This is a genomic window from Oceanobacillus bengalensis, assembly GCF_003628445.1.
GTDB classification, from domain to species: domain Bacteria; phylum Bacillota; class Bacilli; order Bacillales; family Amphibacillaceae; genus Oceanobacillus; species Oceanobacillus bengalensis.
Genome location: NZ_RBZO01000010.1, coordinates 77087 through 97865, shown reverse-complemented (window position 1 = coordinate 97865; position 20779 = coordinate 77087). Strand labels below are relative to the sequence as shown.

General features: G+C 36.0%; 24 protein-coding genes. 1 reads left to right on the top strand and 23 read right to left on the bottom strand.

What is annotated here, in order from left to right:
• Positions 1-29 precede the first annotated feature (29 nt).
• The 12 genes from D8M05_RS08410 to D8M05_RS08355 form a co-directional block, all read right to left on the bottom strand.
• Positions 30-1793, bottom strand: a complete 1764-nt coding sequence (locus D8M05_RS08410) for an ATP-binding protein (protein WP_183072737.1) — start codon at positions 1791-1793, stop codon at positions 30-32.
• Positions 1793-2509, bottom strand: a complete 717-nt coding sequence (locus D8M05_RS08405; RefSeq protein ID WP_121130604.1) for a response regulator transcription factor — start codon at positions 2507-2509, stop codon at positions 1793-1795. The genes D8M05_RS08410 and D8M05_RS08405 overlap by 1 nt, the downstream gene beginning before the upstream one ends.
• A 113-nt stretch (positions 2510-2622) precedes the next feature.
• The gene (ccsB, locus tag D8M05_RS08400; protein ID WP_121130602.1) at positions 2623-3810 is read right to left on the bottom strand and encodes a c-type cytochrome biogenesis protein CcsB; all 1188 of its coding nucleotides are present in this window, start codon (positions 3808-3810) and stop codon (positions 2623-2625) included.
• 64 nt (positions 3811-3874) lie between these two features.
• The gene (gene resB / locus D8M05_RS08395) at positions 3875-5527 is read right to left on the bottom strand and encodes a cytochrome c biogenesis protein ResB (protein WP_121130600.1); all 1653 of its coding nucleotides are present in this window, start codon (positions 5525-5527) and stop codon (positions 3875-3877) included.
• Positions 5528-5564: 37 nt separating this feature from the next.
• Entirely contained in the window at positions 5565-6137 is a 573-nt protein-coding gene (resA, locus tag D8M05_RS08390; protein ID WP_121130598.1) for a thiol-disulfide oxidoreductase ResA, read from the bottom strand.
• Between the two features lie 79 nt (positions 6138-6216).
• On the bottom strand, positions 6217-6960 hold the full coding sequence (locus D8M05_RS08385; RefSeq protein ID WP_121130596.1) for a pseudouridine synthase: 744 nt from the start codon (positions 6958-6960) through the stop codon (positions 6217-6219).
• Positions 6961-7296: 336 nt separating this feature from the next.
• The gene (locus tag D8M05_RS08380; protein WP_121130594.1) at positions 7297-7827 is read right to left on the bottom strand and encodes a spore maturation protein; all 531 of its coding nucleotides are present in this window, start codon (positions 7825-7827) and stop codon (positions 7297-7299) included.
• On the bottom strand, positions 7827-8414 hold the full coding sequence (locus D8M05_RS08375) for a nucleoside recognition domain-containing protein (RefSeq protein WP_121130592.1): 588 nt from the start codon (positions 8412-8414) through the stop codon (positions 7827-7829). The genes D8M05_RS08380 and D8M05_RS08375 overlap by 1 nt, the downstream gene beginning before the upstream one ends.
• A gap of 5 nt (positions 8415-8419) precedes the next feature.
• Positions 8420-9520 (bottom strand): D-alanyl-D-alanine carboxypeptidase family protein, encoded by a 1101-nt coding sequence (locus D8M05_RS08370; protein WP_121130590.1) that lies wholly within the window; start codon positions 9518-9520, stop codon positions 8420-8422.
• Positions 9521-9643: 123 nt separating this feature from the next.
• Positions 9644-10501: a superoxide dismutase gene (locus D8M05_RS08365; protein WP_121130588.1), complete on the bottom strand. Its 858-nt coding sequence runs from the start codon at positions 10499-10501 to the stop codon at positions 9644-9646.
• Positions 10502-10581: 80 nt separating this feature from the next.
• A complete protein-coding gene (gene scpB / locus D8M05_RS08360) occupies positions 10582-11175 on the bottom strand; it encodes an SMC-Scp complex subunit ScpB (protein WP_121130586.1) in 594 nt (197 codons plus the stop codon).
• 2 nt (positions 11176-11177) lie between these two features.
• Entirely contained in the window at positions 11178-11915 is a 738-nt protein-coding gene (locus D8M05_RS08355; RefSeq protein ID WP_121130584.1) for a segregation/condensation protein A, read from the bottom strand.
• Between the two features lie 136 nt (positions 11916-12051).
• Here D8M05_RS08355 and D8M05_RS08350 point away from each other — a divergent pair, with 136 nt between their 5' ends.
• The gene (locus tag D8M05_RS08350; RefSeq protein ID WP_121130581.1) at positions 12052-12135 is read left to right on the top strand and encodes a YjcZ family sporulation protein; all 84 of its coding nucleotides are present in this window, start codon (positions 12052-12054) and stop codon (positions 12133-12135) included.
• Positions 12136-12240: 105 nt separating this feature from the next.
• Here the strand turns inward: D8M05_RS08350 and D8M05_RS08345 are convergent, their stop codons facing one another.
• From D8M05_RS08345 to D8M05_RS08295, 11 genes are all read right to left on the bottom strand, one after another.
• Positions 12241-12618 (bottom strand): GNAT family N-acetyltransferase, encoded by a 378-nt coding sequence (locus D8M05_RS08345; protein WP_121130580.1) that lies wholly within the window; start codon positions 12616-12618, stop codon positions 12241-12243.
• A 181-nt stretch (positions 12619-12799) separates the two neighbouring features.
• Positions 12800-13261 (bottom strand): M50 family metallopeptidase, encoded by a 462-nt coding sequence (locus D8M05_RS08340; RefSeq protein ID WP_121130578.1) that lies wholly within the window; start codon positions 13259-13261, stop codon positions 12800-12802.
• 17 nt (positions 13262-13278) lie between these two features.
• On the bottom strand, positions 13279-13716 hold the full coding sequence (locus tag D8M05_RS08335) for a peptidylprolyl isomerase (RefSeq protein ID WP_121130576.1): 438 nt from the start codon (positions 13714-13716) through the stop codon (positions 13279-13281).
• 79 nt (positions 13717-13795) lie between these two features.
• Positions 13796-15103, bottom strand: coding sequence for a diaminopimelate decarboxylase (gene lysA / locus D8M05_RS08330; protein ID WP_121130574.1), 1308 nt, complete (start codon positions 15101-15103; stop codon positions 13796-13798).
• Between the two features lie 79 nt (positions 15104-15182).
• The gene (locus D8M05_RS08325) at positions 15183-16670 is read right to left on the bottom strand and encodes a spore germination protein (RefSeq protein ID WP_121130572.1); all 1488 of its coding nucleotides are present in this window, start codon (positions 16668-16670) and stop codon (positions 15183-15185) included.
• A gap of 18 nt (positions 16671-16688) precedes the next feature.
• Complete coding sequence (locus D8M05_RS08320) at positions 16689-17120, bottom strand: stage V sporulation protein AB (protein WP_121130570.1); 432 nt, start codon at positions 17118-17120, stop codon at positions 16689-16691.
• The gene (locus D8M05_RS08315; RefSeq protein ID WP_121130568.1) at positions 17098-17718 is read right to left on the bottom strand and encodes a stage V sporulation protein AA; all 621 of its coding nucleotides are present in this window, start codon (positions 17716-17718) and stop codon (positions 17098-17100) included. The genes D8M05_RS08320 and D8M05_RS08315 overlap by 23 nt, the downstream gene beginning before the upstream one ends.
• A 211-nt stretch (positions 17719-17929) precedes the next feature.
• Complete coding sequence (gene sigF, locus D8M05_RS08310; RefSeq protein WP_121130566.1) at positions 17930-18685, bottom strand: RNA polymerase sporulation sigma factor SigF; 756 nt, start codon at positions 18683-18685, stop codon at positions 17930-17932.
• Positions 18686-18694: 9 nt separating this feature from the next.
• Positions 18695-19135, bottom strand: a complete 441-nt coding sequence (gene spoIIAB, locus D8M05_RS08305; RefSeq protein WP_121130564.1) for an anti-sigma F factor — start codon at positions 19133-19135, stop codon at positions 18695-18697.
• Positions 19132-19485 carry an anti-sigma F factor antagonist gene (spoIIAA, locus tag D8M05_RS08300; RefSeq protein WP_121130562.1) on the bottom strand — a complete coding sequence of 118 codons (354 nt, stop codon included), beginning with the start codon at positions 19483-19485 and terminating at the stop codon, positions 19132-19134. Before spoIIAA ends, spoIIAB begins: the two co-directional genes overlap by 4 nt.
• 108 nt (positions 19486-19593) lie before the next feature.
• Positions 19594-20775: a D-alanyl-D-alanine carboxypeptidase family protein gene (locus tag D8M05_RS08295; protein ID WP_121130560.1), complete on the bottom strand. Its 1182-nt coding sequence runs from the start codon at positions 20773-20775 to the stop codon at positions 19594-19596.
• Positions 20776-20779 lie beyond the last annotated feature (4 nt).

The window sequence follows — 20779 nt, the reverse complement described above, 5'->3', positions numbered from 1 at the left end:
TTATCACACAATATTAAATAAAAAAAGAATTATTTATTATCTTGCGGGATTTGGAAACTAAAGGTAGTACCTTGATTTAATTTACTCTTCACATTAATGGTACCTTCATGCGCAACAACAATATTCTTTGCGATTGATAAACCTAATCCTGTTCCTTTTTTCACTTTATTCCTTGTTCTTGATTTATCTGCTTTATAAAAGCGTTCAAATACAAATGGCAAATCTTCTTCACTAATGCCACTACCATTATCCTTCACTGAAACTTGGAAGAGCTTTTCATCATTTGAAATAGACACACTCACATTTCCGTTTTTATCTGTATGGCGAATTGCATTATCAATTAGATTCGTAAGGACCTGTTCGATTCGGTCTGGGTCAACATAGGCCTCACGCATCTTGATATCTTTCGCAAGTGATAAATGAATCTGGTTATCATTCGCTACCCCATTAAATTTCTTCATAATTCGTGAAACATACGTTTCAACATCAATTATATCTTTATTGAGTTGTATGTGTCCCGCTTCCATTCTTGCTAAGTCAAGTAAATCATTTACTAAGCGTCCCATTCTTAATGATTCTTCATGGATAATTTTTGCAAGGTCGTTTTTCTCTTCCTTACTTTCCGCAATGTCGTCTACAATTGCTTCACTATAGCCCTGCAACATCGAAATCGGCGTTCTTAACTCATGAGAAACATTCGCAATGAAGTCTTTTCGTAATTTATCTAGTCTTCTTTCTTCTGTCATGTCCCGAATAACAGCAACAGCACCTCTGACATGCGCACCATCATACAATGGTGTCATTAACATGACATAGTTTCTTCCCTGGATAGCGATCTCACGTAATACCTTATCTTTCCCACTGACAATTTCTTGTAGCACTTCATTTAACTCCGTTGGGAGCTTTGGATTTGCCAGATTTACGTTTATATTATTTTCATAATACCAGTTTTCTAGGAACTTATCGGCAGGTGGATTAACAACAATCATTTCTCCATTACGACTAAGGGTTACTACGCCATCCGCCATCGAGCTAACAATACTTGAAAATTGTTCTTTCTCTTGCCTTAATGCATTAATATGGAATTTAAGCTGCCTACCCATACGGTTAAATTCAATCGCTAAGTCTCCAATCTCATCATGTGTTAAAATAGGTACTTTTGTATTGAATTCTCCCTTTGTAAGTTCATGTGCTGCTTCTCTCATTTTTATTAATGGTGATGTGATACGTGTTGATAAGAATACAGCAAAGAAGGTAGTCAAAATAAGAGCAATTCCTGCAGCAAGATAAATAATTTTCCTTGTTTCCGTCTTTGTCTGGTCAATTACATCTAGGGATTGGTAAACGAACACCGCCCCCTCATCTACTGTTGGTTTCCCAACAATAATGACCTCCAAATTGCTTTCTGGGTGTATAATTTCTTTCTGCACCTCATTATTTTGAGTGAGAACGCCATTAAGATCCTCTTCATTTCTTAACCAATCTATTTCCAGGTCGGATAGCAGCTCATCATTACTACTTGAAGCCCATGTATTGCCATCTGGGTAAAAAAGGACCACGTGGCCGGATGGGTCTTTCATTAACTCAGCTGAATCTTGAATAAAAATGTCATCTTCTTGCTGTTCAACTAATAATGCTAATTTTGTAGCCATCTGCATCATATCATTTTCTGCTTCTTCAATATGTAGGCTCTCAAAGAACTGTAAAAGAAAAATAGATAAGATAAATAAAACAAAACTAACCAACAACATGATGGTTATTGCTAATTTTCCAACTACACTACGCCAAAACATTATTTATCATCTACCTCGAATTTATAGCCAACACCCCAGACAGTGACAATCATTTTTGCTGCCTCTTTAGAGACTTTGCTTAATTTTTCTCGTAAGCGTTTAACATGTGTATCTACCGTTCGTAAATCTCCAAAAAATTCATATTGCCAAACTTCTTTTAATAAATGTTCACGATTAAACACCTTATCCGGTGATTTAGCCAAGAAACAAAGTAATTCATATTCTTTTGGTGTAAGGCTTACTTCTTGACCATCAGCAGTTACCCGATGTGCATCGTGGTCAATCGCTATATGAGGAAATACGAGCACATCTTTCGTCGCCTGGTCTTGTTCATTAAAACCGGAAGCTGTCACTCTTCTAAGTAACGCTTTCACCCGAAGAACTGCCTCACGTGGGCTAAATGGCTTAACAATGTAGTCATCCGCTCCGACTTCAAATCCTTGCACACGATTTGCCTCTTCACCCTTTGCAGTTAGCATAATAACGGGTGTCGCCTTTTCTTTCCTCAATTCCTCACACACTTCAATACCATCCATCTCCGGCATCATTATATCAAGAATAATAACATCATAATCCTCATTTAAGGCCATTTCCAATGCTGCTTTTCCATCTTCAGCCTCTTCGACAGTATATTTTTCTCTTTCCAAGTACATCCGTAGTAATCTTCTTATTCTTTCCTCATCATCTACTACTAAAATTTTTCCTTCTAGTTCCATGTTGAATTCCCCCTAATCCGACAATCTAATTTAATTATAAACGAAAAAAATGTAAATGTAAGTAAAAACGAGGCTACCTGATAGGGTGGATGCCTCGTTTTTGATCTATCGCCTTATGCGTAAGAGTGTAACCCTGCAAAGACTAAGTTTACGACAATCAAGTTAAACATAATAATACCGAACCCAGCAACGGCCAACCAGGCAGATTTTTCACCATGCCATCCTCTGGAAAGTCTTAAATGTAAGTACGCTGCATAGAAGAACCATGTGATGAGTGCCCAAACTTCTTTCGGGTCCCACCCCCAGAATCTACCCCATGCTATCTCTGCCCAGATACTAGCAAAGATTAATCCTCCTAATGTAAAGACCGGAAAACCAATCGTAACAGAACGATATTCAATTTCATCTAGTAAGTCAGCTTTTACATTTCTAAGAAGTGGTTGGAGTGCAGCACCAATACGCTTTCTTAGAATAACTCGTATGATGAGATATAGAATTGAACCAGTAATTATTGACCATAATACTGTATTAAACTTACGTCCAGCATCCTCGCCTTGGAACCATGTAGGTGCATCAAATAATGGTGACATGACTCCTTCAGTGATTAATGTACCTTCATTAGGTCCGACAATTGCGGGTAAATGATACTCTGTTGTAACCAGTGTTGACCCCTGTGGGTATTCAAACGTTGCTTTATAGCCAGCTAAATTGAATGAAGAAGTAATAATAACAAATCCAAGCGTAACTACCAGAAAATATAGAACAAGTTCTAACCATGTTGTTTTTTTGCTTTTAACTGTTTGATCAATTTGTTTGATTAAATACATTAAACCGACTACAAAACTAATCCCTAAAATACCTTGTCCTAACGCAACAGTGGTAACATGAATATATAACCAATGACTTTGCAAGGACGGTACTAACGGTGCAACATCTGTAGGGAACATGCTTGCATAAGCAATAATAATCATTGCTATTGGCAGGGCAAATAATCCCAAGAAACTTAACTTATAGTACATATAGATAATAATAAATCCAAGCACAAGTGCCATACCTAGGAACGTAGTAAATTCAAATAGATTACTAACTGGTGCATGTCCACTAACTATCCATCTCGTGATAAAATAAACGATTTGTGCTATAAATCCAATAATCGTTAAGGTTATCGCTATTTTATCAGCTTTTCCCTTTTTACTATCAGTCCTTTTATCTCGGATAGTTGCACCAAAGAAAAAAGTGGCTACCAAATATAGTACAAACGCTGTATACAGTGCTGTACTACTTAAGTCTAATAAATCCATCAAAAAATCCTCCTCATTTGCTTCAGGTCCAGTTGCGAACTTCAGCACTGCTTATGTATTGCAGTTATTTTTCTATTTCGTCTAGTTCCTGTTGATCATCTACCATTCTAACATTGGTTCCTTCAATTACTTTATCTATATCCTTCTTTATACCAAACCAATTCTTATTCGTATGTGCAGCAAGTAATAGACCCTTCTCTTTACGATTTATCCAAATTCGTCGATGTTGAAAGTACATCCCTTGCATCACACCAATCATAAAGATTGCTGCTCCAATACCAAAAAAGATGAGAGAGCGGTCATATTTCACAGTTAATCCGCTTACGTCGTTCATTTCAAAGTTATCGATCCCTAACTTATACTCATTTTCTCCAGTTGCATCAATATTTCTACCAATCCCGACGAAACTGATTTCGGAATCATCACTACCTGGCGGATACACTAAAAATACAAAAGCAGGATTTCTGGGATAATTCGTTTCCGATGCTGGAATACCATTGGCATCTAGATAATAATCAGGATAAAATTGTTCTAATTCAACACGAAAACCATTTTCCAATACGTACTCAGATTCAGGTTTTGTTAGATCGACTGTAAAGGTATCCAGTGCGACTTCCTCTGCATCATCCGTTTGATGAATATTGAATGTCATGCTATTGAATTCATTTAATTGGTATCCTGATTGGTAAACGGAATACCCATCAAATTTCAACGGCTCATTCATTCGAATGGATGCCTCTTGCATAGGTTCCAATTCAGGTTCTGCACCCGGTAACGGCTTATCCGCCTTGTAAATTACTACATCGGTTTGGTAGTTACTTGCTACCATCCCTTCCTGCTCAATAGCAGCTTGAAATCGTTCATCATTTTCATCATGTGTTTCCATAATGAAATCCTTATTTTCAATAAAGTATTCTCCATCTGTACCTGGAACTGCCTTTTGTTCACCTTCTCTAATCCAGACATATTCCTCCATATAGAATAATGGTGTGGAGCGTAGGATAGCTGCCAATAAAATAATAATAAGTCCGATATGGTTTACGTATGGACCCCAGCGGGAAAATCTACCTTTCTCAGCAAGTATATGTCCATCTTCCTCAATAATCTTATAACGAGACTGTTTTAAATTGGCTTTTATTTTTTCTAATTCTTCATCAGTTACTTCTTCTGTTTCACTATACAAACGTTGTCTACTTAAAAAAGCTTTATGTTTCTTAGGTTTTTGATGGCGTAAAGCTTTGTAGAGTGGAATAAATCGATCCAAGCTACAAATAACTAAAGAAACACCGATTAACGCAATAAGAATCATGTACCACAATGATGAATATAAATTATGTAAACCTAACTGATAATATATTAACCCAAAAATTCCATACTGATCTTCATAGAAAAAAGCAGGATCACGGTTTGGCGCCTGTGCAGGAATGTACATTTCTTGAGGAAAAATAGTTCCTAACATCGATGCGATTAATGCTAAAACGATTAACCAAACACCAACTTTAACGGAAGAAAAGAAACTCCAAATTTTGTCTATAATTGATTTACTGTATGTTTGTGAACGACGGGCTGTCCCATCATATCTCATGTTTAACAGCTTTTTATTTTCGTTACCGTCAATATGTTGATTGCCTTCAATCGGCTTTCCGCATGATTCACAGAGAACTGTTCCTATTGGATTAACATGCCCGCAATCACATTTAATCTTTTGTTTACTCATGGTTTCCCCCCGTAAGACGTAAAAATTATGTATTTGCTTATTTTGGTTGGATTGCTTGTAAATATCCTTCTAGTCTTTCTAGCGAAAGAGCACCATCAACAACCTCGACAATTTCTCCTTCAGGATTGATGAAAAAAGAACTTGGAATCGGCCCAACTTTGTATAAATCTCTTATTTCCTCTGTACGATCAAACGGAATTGGGAAAGTTAGATTATACTTATCGATAAAATTATCTACGACTAATTCGGTATTATCTAAGCTAACAGCTATGATTTCTACCCCTTTTTCCTTGTATTCAGGATAGAGCGATTCCATATAGGGCATTTCAGCTTCACATGGCTTACACCAAGTGCCCCAGAAATTGAGCATAACACCTTTTCCTTCGAAATCACTTAGCCGTACCGTTTCCAATTCGTTATTCTTATTTATTTGCTGAAGTTGAAAATCTGGTGCCTGGTCTCCTTTACGATAAACCGTATTATCATCTTGCAAATTACTAATGACTGCAAATAAAGTTGCAGCAATTAACACAGCTAAAATTGCTGTTCGGTATATTAAGCGATTTCTTTTTTTCTTTTTCTTCTTCTGCTTTGCCTCTTCAATCCCCATATCGCAGCCACTCCTTTCCCCCATTATAACCACATAGGTTTCTCTATTATAACATGTCACTAATGTTTAAATTTGACCATTATTTGACAATTTCTAGAGCTAAGTTACGCATCTGCTTCACTTCTTTAGGGGATAGAGCTCTATATTCTCCAGTAGCTAGCCCGTCTGCCGTCAACAGGCCGTATCTCTCTCGCTTTAATTTCACAACAGGATAACCTAAACCTTCCATCATTCTTCTTACATGTCTGTTTTTACCTTCATGCAGCGTAATTTCCAGAAATGTTGTATTTGTTTTTTTGTCCATCGATATAATGTTGTAGGAAACGGCTTTTAATATGTCTTGTTCGGATTTTATTCCCTTTTTTAACTTGTTTAATTCTGTTTTCGATGGAATTCCTTTTATTTTTGCAACATATACTTTATCAATTTTATGCTTTGGATGCATTAACAAATTAGCAAATTCTCCGTCATTCGTTAAGAGAATTACTCCAGATGTATCATAATCTAATCTGCCTATTGGGAAAATACGTTCCTCTATTTCTTCTCCTAATAGGTCAGTAACTACTTTTCTTCCTTTCTCATCTTTCACACTAGAAATAACTCCACGTGGTTTAAATAATAAGTAATACACAGATGCTTCTTTTTCCAAAGGAACCCCATTAACCTCTACCTTATCATCAGTAGAAACTTTCGTACCGAGTGTTTGCACGACTTTTCCATTGACTTTTACCTTGCCATCAAGTATGAGTTGCTCTGCTTTTCTTCTTGACGTAACGCCACTTTGTGCAATTACCTTCTGTAATCTATCCTGATTGTTTGTCATATTATCACCTTGCTTTTTTTATTTAGCTCTTTTCGTATTGTTTGTTGCAATTGATGTAAACTTCTGCGTAACTTACCGTTCCGGAAAGACACTTCGCGCATCTTAGGGTGGCTGATGAGCCCGTGTCCGTGGAAAGCGAAGTATTCTGTCGGAGCGAATGGCAGCACATAGCATTCATAAGTGTGAGCGAGAGCTTCATGAAATGAATAGCTTTAGTCCAAAGTTTATATACTTTATGTCTATCTTATATCTAAGAAGCAACAACCTTTAGAAAACAACTTTTTATTTTCATACACAATAATAGCGCTAACTCATCGTTAACGCTACTTTTTCGCTTTACCCAAAGACAAGGGTAACGATTATGATAGATGCAATTATACCAATTAAATCTGCTAATAGTCCAACTTTTACTGCATATCTCATACGTTTAATACCAACTGCACCAAAATACACGGTAAGAATATACAAGGTCGTATCCGTACTTCCTTGCATTGTTGATGCTAATCTACCAATAAATGAATCTGGTCCATGTGTAGCGATTAGCTCTGTTGTAACGCCGAGCGCGGCATTTCCTGAAATAGGCCTAACTAGTCCTAATGGAACGATTTCCGGAGGTATTCCTATTGCAATTAAAAAAGGGGAGATAAGATTTATCAGTGCTTCCAGAGCACCTGAGCTTCTTAGAATGGAGATGGAAACCAACATCCCTACTAAAAAAGGAAGTAAAGAAAATGCCAATTTGACACCCTCTTTTCCTCCTTCAACAAATACTTCATATGTAGGGATTTTTTTCCAAGAGGCGGTTAATAGAACAATTAATAGAAAACTAGGAATCAGCCATGTACTGATTGCTGTAATTATCCCCATCATTCTTTCCTCCTAATAGATTGATAGTAAAATAGCCTGTCAAGGAGTAAAGCACACACTAAGGAAATTCCTGTAGCAACAATCGTTGTACCAACAATTTCAGTAGGTGATGCAGAATCATATTGCATACGTATAGCGATTACTGTAGTAGGAATAATTGTTATTCCCGCTGTATTTATCGCTAAGAAAGTTATCATGGATCTAGATGCCGTGTCAGATCCACTTAATTCTTTCATCTGTTCCATCGCTTTAATGCCCAGAGGAGTTGCAGCATTACCCAAGCCAAAAATATTGGCAGTGAAGTTTGATAAAATATAGCCTAGCGCTGGATGATCTTTCGGTATCTCAGGAAAAATCCTTACAACAACTGGTCTCATCACCTTTGTTAAAATCTTTAAAATGCCTGCTTCCTCAGCAACCTTCATTATTCCCAGCCAAAAAACCAATATACTAATTAGTCCGATCGATAACTTTACAGCCTCATTTGCACTTTCAAACAAGGCTTTATTTACTTCCTCCATTGTTCCATTGAACATCGCATAAACAATACCAACAATTGCCATAAAAGCCCAAATAAGATTCACCATAATAATTACATCCCTATTACTTTTTTATAGAATTGTATAATATCTGATACGAGACTATCTTCTTTCTCTGTTTCTATTTCTTTCGTATAAATTGGTGCTTCACTAATTTTTTCATCATGAAGGTAAAAAATAGCCTTCCCTATAATTCCCTCCCCTACTTCATCAAAGTTCTTTACTACATAGTTCTTTGTTGATACATCATTTACTTCCTGTTCTGTCAGTGGGTATTTGATGTCTTCATGGAAATAGCCCATCGTATTCTCACTTAAGTCAAGAATATTAAAATTGATTTCCCCTTGTTCTTGAAGGGAATCCAGTTCATAATTAGTAAAGCCATATTCAAACATGGAAATATGGTCTCTCCAATCGTCTGGTGCATCTAATGTTACAGCAATTAAGTTCATGCCATCTTTACTTGCTGATGACACTAACGTTCTTCCTGTTTTTTTCGTAAATCCAGTCTTACCGCCCGTACAATATTCGTACAATTGAGTTAATAATTTATTTTTATTCTGCCAAGCGTATGATCTGTTTTCCGACCTGTAAGAGGTTGTCCCTGTTATCTTCTTAAACGTGTCATTCTTCATTGCATATTGCATTAGAATAGCCATATCGTAGGCACTTGAGTAATGATTGTCTGAATCAAGACCATGCGGATTATCGAAGTGGGTATTTGTCATTCCTAACCATTTAGCTTTTTCATTCATTAAAAAAACAAATCCTTCTTCACTCCCACCGACATGTTCTGCAATAGCAACAGCAGCGTCATTTCCAGATCGTAGCATAAGCCCATATACTAAATCCTGAGTGGTGATTCTTTCGCCCTCTTCTAAATAGATAGAGGACCCTTCTGTATAGATTGCTTCTCTACTTACTTTTGCCTTTTCATCCATTTTACCCGACTCAATAGCAATAATTGCAGTCATAATCTTAGTAATGCTAGCGATTGACTGCTTCTCATGCGCTCCCTTTTCATATAAAACTCGTCCAGTTGATTGTTCTATTAATACAGCATTATTTGCGGATACACTAGGTGCAGCTTGTCCACTTATAGGGATAAATAATTGAAACATAAACACGATCATTATCATTGATACAATTTTCATTGTTGTAATCCTCCCGCGGATATGGTGTCAATTTATTTTATGCACATAGCTGGATGTTATGAATGATTTATGGAATCTTAACATCAACCTCATTCCGCGGAGTGATAATTTTTAGTCGTTATTTTAATATTTCTCCCATTTTAGATTGTTTGCATGGATGAAGCGATGGTTGACGTCTTCCCAGTTCACAATATTCCACCAATTTTCAATATACTTCTTTTTATCTGTTTGATACTGAAGATAATAGGCATGCTCCCATACATCAAGTACAAGTAACGGAATCGTGTCAGCTACAGAAAACAATTGATGTTTCTCTAGCGTTTGTATACCTAAGCGCCCACTTCTGGGATTCCAGAATAAAATAGCCCAACCAACACCTTCTACAGAATCTGCAGCATCAGAAAATTTCTTTTTAAAACTTTGCCATGAGTGAAAATCTTTTTCTATTTGTTTTTTTATTTCCTTGATTGGCCTTTTAGTAGAATGTGGCGTCATATTATTCCAAAAAATCGTATGCAAATAATGCCCCGAACCATTAAATGCCTGTTCTCTCAACCAATGCTTGATCAAAGCCCTATCCGTTTTATCAATATATAATGCCCTTTCTGCTTTATTTAAGCCATCAACATAGGATCTGTGGTGTTTATCATGGTGTAGACGCATGATTTCTTCACTTATATAAGGCTCAAGCGCATTATATTCGTATGGCAATGGTGGCAGGGAATGGTTACCATATGCAATACTCTTCCCGTTGCCTGCAAATACTTGAAAGACACTTCTTCCTTTTTCTTGTAAGGACTGTACTTCTACTCCCGTAATATTATCATTCCTTCTGATATCTTTAATTTCTGAACGAAAAGCATCGGTTTGCTCCATCCATGTATCAAGCTCTTGATCGGTAAGATTCGCAGCTAGCAACGTATTTTCCACATCATCTAACCAATGTTCTAATTCCAATAAATAGGAAACATATTTATTCATTTACATCACCCCTGGGTATCATATGCCTACCAGAGAAAATTCGTTCAAAAAAGACTCCTTACCGTATTTGTAAGAAGTCTTCATCCTTCGCTATTATTCATTTCATCAGTAAAACGGTTGAAAAATAAGTCTGCTTCTTGATTGATATCTTCCGTATCATCACTCTCTGGCAAGGGGGGTAATTCATCTAGTGAAGTCAGACCAAAGTAGGTTAAAAAGTCTTTATTCGTACCGTACAAAATAGGTCTGCCTACACTGTCTTTACGACCAACCTCTTCAATCAATAACCTTGCAAGTAATGTTTGCACAGGACGATCGCTTTTCACTCCTCTAATTTCTTCAATTTCCGTTTTTGTAATGGGTTGCCGATATGCAATAATTGCTAAGGTTTCTAATGCCGCCTGACTCATTCTTGTTGTTTGTGGGACTTCTAATAACCTTTTATAAAAGCTGCTATGTTCTGGTTTTGTCGTTAAATGAAGGATGTCATGTGACTCCATAATCATCATCCCACGATCCCGTCTTTCATAGTCAAATTTTAATTCTTCAAGAACATGCTTAGCTGTCTCCTCTGAAATTTCAATTATAGCACATACCTGTTTAAAGGAAATTCCTTCATCACCACTAGCAAAAAGTAATCCTTCCAATACTCCTTTTATTTCATCGATTTCCACTGCTATTCCTCCAAATAATAAACATATAATGTTTCGAAGTTATTCTTTTGCTTACAATCAACTTCTTTCGATTTCATAAGTTCTAATAATGCCATGAATGTAATAACGATATGTGATCTCGATGGATATGGAAACAAGTCATCAAATGCCACCCCGACTTTTGAAGCTTTTACCGTTTCTAATACATCTTTCATTCTTTGTTCTATTGGAATCTCTACACGACTTATTTTTGTATCTAGCGGTTGATTCCAGCTTTTTCTCTCAAACATTTTACCAAGCGCACTTAACATATCGTATACAGACACATCACCTTTACGAACAGGTTGTTTCTCTATAGAAAGATTATCAAAAACAGTTGGAGAACGGGTAAATATTTGATTTGCCTCCATTTCTTTTTCTTTAAACTTCACCGCAGCCTCTTTAAACTTTCTATATTCAATAAGGCGTTTCATTAGCTCGTCCCTTGGATCTTCCATATATTCATCAGATTCATCTAAAATTTCTTGTTTTGGTAGCAACATTTGACTTTTAATCGCAACTAAGCTTGCTGCCATTACGAGATACTCACTGGCGATGTTCAATTCTAATCTTTGCATTGTATGCACATAATCCATATATTGATGTGTAATCTCCGCCATCGGTATGTCATATATGTCAATTTCATATTTATTGATCAAATGTAGAAGCAAATCAAGCGGGCCTTCAAATGCATCTAATTTAACTTGATATGCCTGATTCATTCATTTCGTCCTCTCAAATTCTAAATATCTACAGCAAACGCCTATACAATGTGAAGCAGGCAGGCATACGTTATTAACGTAAGATAAATGTTATTATAAAACATTTATGTAAAGAAAAAAAAGGAGGAATTTCATTATGAGTCAAGGTTATAATGGAGGATTCGCGTTAATCGTTGTATTGTTTATTCTGTTAATCATTGTTGGTGCAGCTTGGTTCTAAGATAGATGACATGTAATATTCATATAGTCAGGTTCTAGGTCCTGGCTATTTTATTTTTAAAATATGCACCATGTAAAAGCCAGCCCTTTTTATGGGCTGGCTTTTTTACTGTTCTTCCATTTCTAATTCAGTATCTTTACATCTTTTGTAAAAATCTTCTACTTCGGTACTTGCAAGAACAGTATATTTATTTTGATATTGACCTTTAAGCTCTATAATCATTCTCTTACCGATACCCATATTTCTATAAGATGGATTGACAGAAATGTGTTGTATGATTACATTTGTGTCATCTTCCATTCTTAAACCAATAATTCCTATTACATCATCTACTTCTTTCCATAGATACAGATGCCAATTGGGATTCGTCTCATATTCTTTTATCAGTTGCTGCAATTTTTTTACATCTTTCTTTACTTCTGGCATGAAAGATAATAAACCCATTGCAATTTTTTCTAAATTCTTTTTAAAACGAATTAACATAAAGACCCCTCTTAATAAAAAGCTACTAAATCACTCAAGATATTCCTGAGTCATCTAGCTATACGTTCCAAGATGTATATATCTATTTATTACACTAATTATAACGTTTGTCAAATAGTAGCAAGCAACAAGCCGTAATACGGTATTCTTAATATGACCTATCTAACACATACGACATTTATCATAAGATGTTGTTCGTTCTTGCCTCTTTATAAATAGTATATCCATCCGTATGTTTCTCTCTCCATTTAAATGGGATCATATTAACAATTGCAAGCCATAAATTAAACCAGAAAGCAAGCTCTAGATATATATTTGGAATTACTCCATATAATATGTACAGAAGTATAACGATGATACCATTTGTTAAAGGACCCATTAAAGCAATAAAAATTTTCTCATATGCTGTATAAGGATTTTCCCTCGTGCTAACTGTATATGCCCCAAGGAAGAATTGCCTGTTAACATACGTATTAATTTTCTCATTCGAAAGATGAATCATCTGTTTACCTTTACCAATTGTTATATGGATCATATCAGCTTTTACAAGATTTGCAGCTAATGCATGCCCAAGTTCATGGAAGTAGGTGCTAGCAGGTGCTGCAATAAATACAAGATAAAGTGCTAAGAGTAGAATTTCCATCTTTTCTTAACAAAAGATTACTCTGAGTCGACTCTAATTTCCTTCATTACGTCCCCATTTGTCATTGCTTTGGCATGTTCAATACCTGATGTAACTTGTCCAAATACAGTGTGAACACCATTTAAATGAGGTTGAGGCTCATGTACGATAAAGAATTGAGAGCTTCCAGTATCTCGTCCAGCATGTGCCATGGATAAAGAGCCTTCTACGTGTTTATGTGGGTTACCTTCTGTTTCACATTTAATTGTATAACCAGCGCTACCTGTTCCATTGCCAATTGGGCAGCCACCTTGACTTACAAAACCAGGAATCACACGGTGGAAAGTTAAACCATCATAAAAATGCTCATTTGCTAATTTTTCAAAATTAGCTACCGTTCCTGGCGCTTCATTTGGATATAATTCAAACTCTATTTTATTACCATTTTCTAATAAGATGTAACCTGTTTTAGACATACATATAAACTCCTTCTTTTACAAAATAGATACAAACTCCTGCTCATTTTAACATTTAACGGTTTGTTTTTAAAGTAATCTATACGTAAGATAAGTCATTTTTTGTGATATCTTCATTCGTTTCTCTTTTTACAACTAATTTATCTTCGCCATTTTCTACAAATACGATAGCTGGTTTTGGAAGGCGATTATAGTGACTTGCCATGGAGTAACCATAAGCCCCTGTCGAGAAGACTGCAAGAATATCGCGGTATTCCACTTTAGGGACAGGAAGATCCCAAATGAGCATATCCCCGGATTCACAACATTTACCAGCAACAGAAACTTCATCCGTAGCTTGTTGATTTACCTTGTTAGCAACAACCGCATCGTATTTCGCTTGGTATAATGCTGGTCTAATGTTATCGGTCATGCCACCATCCACCGAAATATAATTACGAATTCCAGGTATATTTTTCATTGCACCAACAGTGTACAATGTAATCCCTGCATTACCAACGATTGATCTACCTGGTTCAATCCAGATTTCAGGCATCGGAATATCCATTTCCTGAACATGTTGCTTAACCGCTTGCACTAACCCTTCTACATATGTTTGGTGAGGCAGAGGTTCATCTTCCTTCGTGTAACGGATACCAAATCCACCACCCAAATTTAATACTTCAGGTGTATAATCATATTGTATTTTCCATTTTATAAGTTCATTAAATAATAAATCTGTCGCTACTTTAAACCCTTCTGTTTCGAATATTTGTGACCCAATATGGCAATGTAATCCCATGAAGTGCATATGTTCCTGCTTTTCTATAAGCCTAAATGCTTCTTCAGCCTGCCCGTTTTGAAGATCAAAGCCAAACTTTGAGTCTTCGTTTCCTGTCATGATATATTCATGTGTATGGGATTCAACACCTGGTGTCACTCTCATGAGCACACTTACTTTTTTACCTGAGTCTTTTGCAATTTGGCTAATTAAATCTATATCATAGAAGTTATCAACTACAATACAACCGATATCGTTTTTAATGGCCATCGAAATTTCCCGAGGGCTCTTATTATTACCATGTAGATGTATTCTATCTGTAGGAAAGTCTGCTTGTAGTGCAGTGTACAACTCTCCTTCTGAGACGACATCTAGACATAGATTTTCTTGCTTCGCCACTTGTAACATCGCAATTGATGAGAATGCCTTACTTGCATACGCTACCTTTGCTGTCACATTTAAAGCTTCAAATGATTGCACAAACGCTCGAGCGTTATTTCTTATCATCGATACATCATACACATATAGTGGCGTACCATATTTCTCAGCAAGCATAACTGTATCTAATCCACCTATTTCTAAATGTCCACTCTCATTTACTGTAAATGGATGGTGATTAATTATCATAATCTATTATCCCCCCTGGATTAACGAATAAAAATACTTTACCATATGGAGAAAAAAAGTGAAAGAGCCAACTTTAAGGTTAGCTCTTTTTAATTGGTTGTCTATAGTTATTTTTCGGGTGAACCATACTTGGTCTTGTATTCGTATACGGAACAGGAATACGAAATAGTATTTGCAACATTGCCTTTCCATTAAACGGAATAAAAGGCCATAGGAAAGGTGTTTTTAAAGACTTTAAATTCATTAGATAAATAACATGTATTAAGAAGCTGACTACAAAACCGATCAAACCGAAGACACCAGTTGAAATGATTAAAAATAATCCTGTTAGTTTATTCGCAACACTTAACTCATAACTTGGTGTTACGTAAGAACCAACTGCACTGATCGCAACATACAAAATAACTTCAGGACTGAACATTCCAACATCAATTGCAATTTGACCGATTAATACTGCCGCTATTAAACCCATCGAGGTAGAGAGTGGTGTTGGTGTATGAATAGCGGCCATTCTGAGAAATTCGATACCTACCTCCGCTAAAATAATTTGAATCATAATTGGAATGTTTCCTTCTTCATTTGGACCAATAAATGCTAATTCCTTTGGAAGTAAGGTAGGATCCATTACAAACAGGAGCCATAAAGGCAACAAATACATAGAAGAAAGTACACCTAAAAATCGGATAAACCGAATAAACGTACCTACTGTAGGCGTTTGGCGGAATTCCTCTGCATGTTGCAAATGATGAAAAAAAGTAGTAGGCAAAATGATCGCACTTGGTGATGTATCTACCATTACAATAACATGTCCTTCTAAAAGATGACTTGCTGCAACATCTGGTCTTTCTGTATATCGTACTAATGGATAATGATTCCATTTACGATCAATAAAAAACTCATCAATTGTCTTATCAGCCATGGAAACGCCATCGATATCAATTGCATCTATTCTGTCTTTAATATAGGTAACAAGGCCATCATCTGCAATATCTTGCACATAACTAATACAAACATCGGTCTTTGAGCGCTCTCCAACTTTAAGCATTTCATGCCTTAGTCTTTCATCTCGAATCCTTCTTCTTGTAAGGGCTGTATTTTCTATAATATTCTCTGTGAATCCATCTCTGGAACCTCTAATTACTTTTTCCGTATCAGGTTCCTGGGGAGTTCTGCCTGGATAACTTCTTACATCAACAACAAGTGCATGCCTATCCCCGTCAACAAAAACGATGACTAATCCAGAAAGTAATTGATCCACCACTTCATCCATTGTTTCCAGTGGATCTACTTGCTGATGTACCAATCGATTTTCAACAATCTCAGGAAGCTTCCTAGCGTTACTTTCTGAATCATTAATATCTACGAGTTGCTTTAATAACTCTTGGATAACTGAAGCATCGCATAAACCTGTCACATAATATAATTGTACCTTCTTTTTAAGTAATATAATTTCACGAAAACCTACATCGAATGAAACGCCAATACCAAGCTTTTCTTCCATATACGATTGATTTTGCATAATATTAGATGAAACTGGAATTTCATTCTTTTGTTTCGTTTTTGCCATGATGATTCACTCCACTCTTTACAGCTTAACAAAGAATAGCCATTGAAATAATGAACCGATAACCTTACCAAAGACAATGGCCATTAATAATATCAGTAGACTCTTCTCCACTCTTATCCTTTTTGTAAGGATTGGATAAACGTTTAAAACTTCCGTTAGGGCGGCAGCTAACATACCATTAAAGATTCCATGAAATAATCCCCAAATTACTAAAACAATATATGGTTGTCCAAAATTCACATCAGCAAAAGAGAAATAGGAACCCATTAATAATCCCAAAACAACACATGCACTATACACTTTTATCAATGATTCCGTTCTCGTTAATTGAATTAATCTAGGTATAATACCCAGCACGGTTATAAATGCGACAAAGCCACCACCAACAGCAAGACCCCCACTAAAACCGATAATTATTTGTAGAAATTTAACGACTAGGTTTTCGACCATTTATTTTATTTTCGTTATAATTTAAATAGTTATCGAGGTCTTGTTGATAATTAAAAATTTCCACTTCTAGTGGGCTTGGTTCTTCGTTAAACCGCTTACTAAACCAATGATTAAAAAACAATAGTGTACCTAGTCCTAAACCGAGGGAATAAGGGATTTGTATCCACAGAGGAAATTCATTTTCCTCTCCCGTTAATAAATAATGCAGTTTTTGTTGCACAGGCTGCATGCTAACATCATAGTGGAAGTTCATAATCGTCATTGCAGTACCAATAAATAAGAGCAACCAGACACAAGCAACAATAAACGGCGATGTGGCTTTTTTCTCTTTTACCACTCTTATTATGGTTTGATTCTCCCCAACGAGCTGAATCTCCACATCCTTATATAAATGTGTTAAATGTTCAATGATCAAAAAGCTATCAATCACTACAAGATTTTTATCCTTTTTTGTGACACGGTAAATGGAAGTACTCTCCAATTCTTGTTTCCGTGTGCTTTCTGATGTCGTTATAAATGCAATATCCTTTAGCTTCAGTTCACGCATTTCATCAAGTACAACACTTTTTTTCATCCGTAAATATACAAGGTTTGCCACCAGTAATCCCATCCTCTATTATTTCTGTACGCTTAGTATTGGTTAGGAACACAATTTTTATCAGGAAAAAGTAGAAAACTTCGGTTTAGCCAGGCCTTTCGGTGACAGCCTTCGTTGCACTTATGTAGATAAGAAAATATTTATACTTTCTTTATCTAACCAAAAAAAATCACCACGTGAGTGATGATTTTTTGGTTTGAAGCAAAATAAATTATGGGTCCATGTTTATTTTCATTTCTTTTAGTATTTTTTTCTCTAGCCTAGACACCTGTACTTGAGAAATTCCTAATCTTAAAGCGACTTCGGTTTGCGTTTGGTCTTTATAATACCGTAAATAGATAATTAAACGTTCTCTCTCGTTTAACGATTTGATAGCTTCTTGAAGGGTCAATTTATCAAACCATTTGGTATCCTGGTCAGCTATTTGGTCTAATAATGTAATTGGATCTCCATCATTTTCAAAAACCGTTTCATGAATGGAATGTGGAGACTTTGAAGCTTCTTGCGCATGAACCACCTCTTCAGGTGTAATTTCCAGAGCTTCAGCAATTTCATTAATTGTTGGTGAACGACCAAATTGTTTCGTTAATTCATCCTTTTTTCTCCTAATTTTATTGCCTACTTCTTTTAAGGAACGACTAACCTTTACACTGCCATCATCCCTAATAAACCGTTGGATTTCTCCGATTATCATCGGAACAGCATACGTAGAAAACCTAACATCATAAGAAAGATCAAACTTATCGATTGATTTAATTAGACCAATACTACCAATTTGGAATAAGTCATCTGGATCATATCCTCGATTGATAAACCGTTGAACAACTGACCAAACTAGTCGGATATTCCTTTCAACCAATATATCTCTAGCCGCCTTATCCCCATGTTGACTTCTATAAATGTACTCTTTAACCTGCTCATCTTTTAAGGCCTCTTCACCTTTATTTTTTTTCACATTAACATTCATAGGCATTCCCTAACTATAAACCGTTTTTGTTTTTACTAATTGCTTTGACAAATGTAATGTCGTACCTTGGGTTGGGGAAGAGATGACCTCTATTTGATCCATAAAATTTTCGATAATTGTGAATCCCATTCCAGATCTTTCTAATTCTGGTTTCGATGTGTATAATGGTTCTCTTGCTTTATCAATATCACTTATACCAATACCATCATCTTTAATTGTCAACTCAATATCACCATCGTTAATCACACATTTAATATAAACCTTATGATTAGGCTCATTATTATAACCATGGATGATTGCATTCGTTACAGCCTCAGATACGACTGTCTTGATTTCCGTTAGTTCATCCATTGTCGGATCCAATTGTGTAATAAACGCAGCGACAGTTACCCTAGCAAATGCTTCGTTTTCACTTTTACTTGAAAATTCAACAAACATTTCATTTCTCATGAAGCCACCCCCAACGTTTCTAATGCAAATGCCTCATTCTCTTCAAGACGGACAATTTTAAACAAACCTGACATCTCAAACAAACGTTTGATTTGAGGAGAAACAGAACAAACAACCATTTCTCCACCAAGTTGTAATACTTCTTTATATCTTCCTAAAACCACACCTAATCCAGAACTGTCCATAAAAGTAACCTCTTCAAGATTTAGAATGACGTGTTTTACAGGAGTTGTATACATCATATCTTTCCATTTATCTCGTAGGCTTTCTGCCCCGTGATGATCGATTTCCCCAGAAAGCCGAACAATCAATACCTCTTCTTTTACGTCAAATATCGAATGAAGCCCCATTAATCTTTTCCTCCTCAGAATTTGATGTATATGTCTATTTCTTTATACAGCGAATAGATTCCTGCATCATCGACAAAAGAAGTACTTTTTCTTTAAAAAAAGTAGAAATTATCTATATTTCGCCATTTCTTGTACCGTCCTCTTTAACAATGTGAAATAAGATGCGTTTTGTACATCTTCATTAACCGTTAGGGGAACTTCCGAAAGTATTTCGTCCCCGTTTTTTATTGTTAATAATCCTACGATATCCCCTTTATTAATTGGTAGAGACAAGTTTTCTTCTAGGTTTATTTCCTTTGTGATATTGTCAGTAACATCACCTTTATTATGTATCGTACTTACCGATTCAGAAACAACAACATCAACGTTCCTTTTTTCAGATTTTAATAGGTCTAAATTAGCTACAACATCATCTTTACTGAATATTTTTTCTGTTTTATATTGACTGAAGGCGTAGTCTAACATGCCTGAAACAATCGCATTTCTTTCTTTTGTCGTTTCAGCACCCATAACAACAGCAACTACACGCATGTCATCCTTTTTGGCAGTTGCAGTCAAACAGTATTTTGCTTCACTTGTATAGCCCGTTTTTAAACCATCGACCCCAGTATAAAAACGAACCAATTTATTCGTATTTACTAACCAAAATTCATCATCTGTTCCTTTGCGTAAATAATCCTCGTAAATCGATGTGTAATTTGTTATATCTTCATACTTTAGTAATTCCTTGGCAATCATTGCCATGTCATAGGCAGTGCTGTAATGGTCCTCTGCTGGTAAACCAGTCGTGTTCTGGAATTTAGTGTTTTCAAGTCCTAATTCTTTTACCTTTTCATTCATTTTCCCGACAAAGGCTTCTTCACTACCTGCAATTCTTTCTGCTAATGCGACGCTAGCATCATTACCCGAAGCTACTGCAACCCCTTTTAATAGATCATCTACAACCATCTCTTCCCCTGCTTCAAGGAAAATTTGTGAGCCACCCATTGAAGCTGCTCGTTCACTGACACGTACCATCTCATCTTTTTTAAGATTTCCTTTATCAATTTCCTCCATGATTAATAGTAATGTCATTAATTTCGTCATACTTGCAGGTGGCAGTACATCATGGGAATTTTTATCAAATAAAATTGCTCCTGTATCTCGCTCAATGAGTATTGCCGACTTCGCGTCTTCTGCTAGATTTATGGATTCATTCTTGCTTTCTTTACCTTCCTCCCCAAAAACAGTTGTTGCTGAAATTAGTACAAATGAAAATACCATGCTAGCTATTAGAATATATTTTTTCATAGTT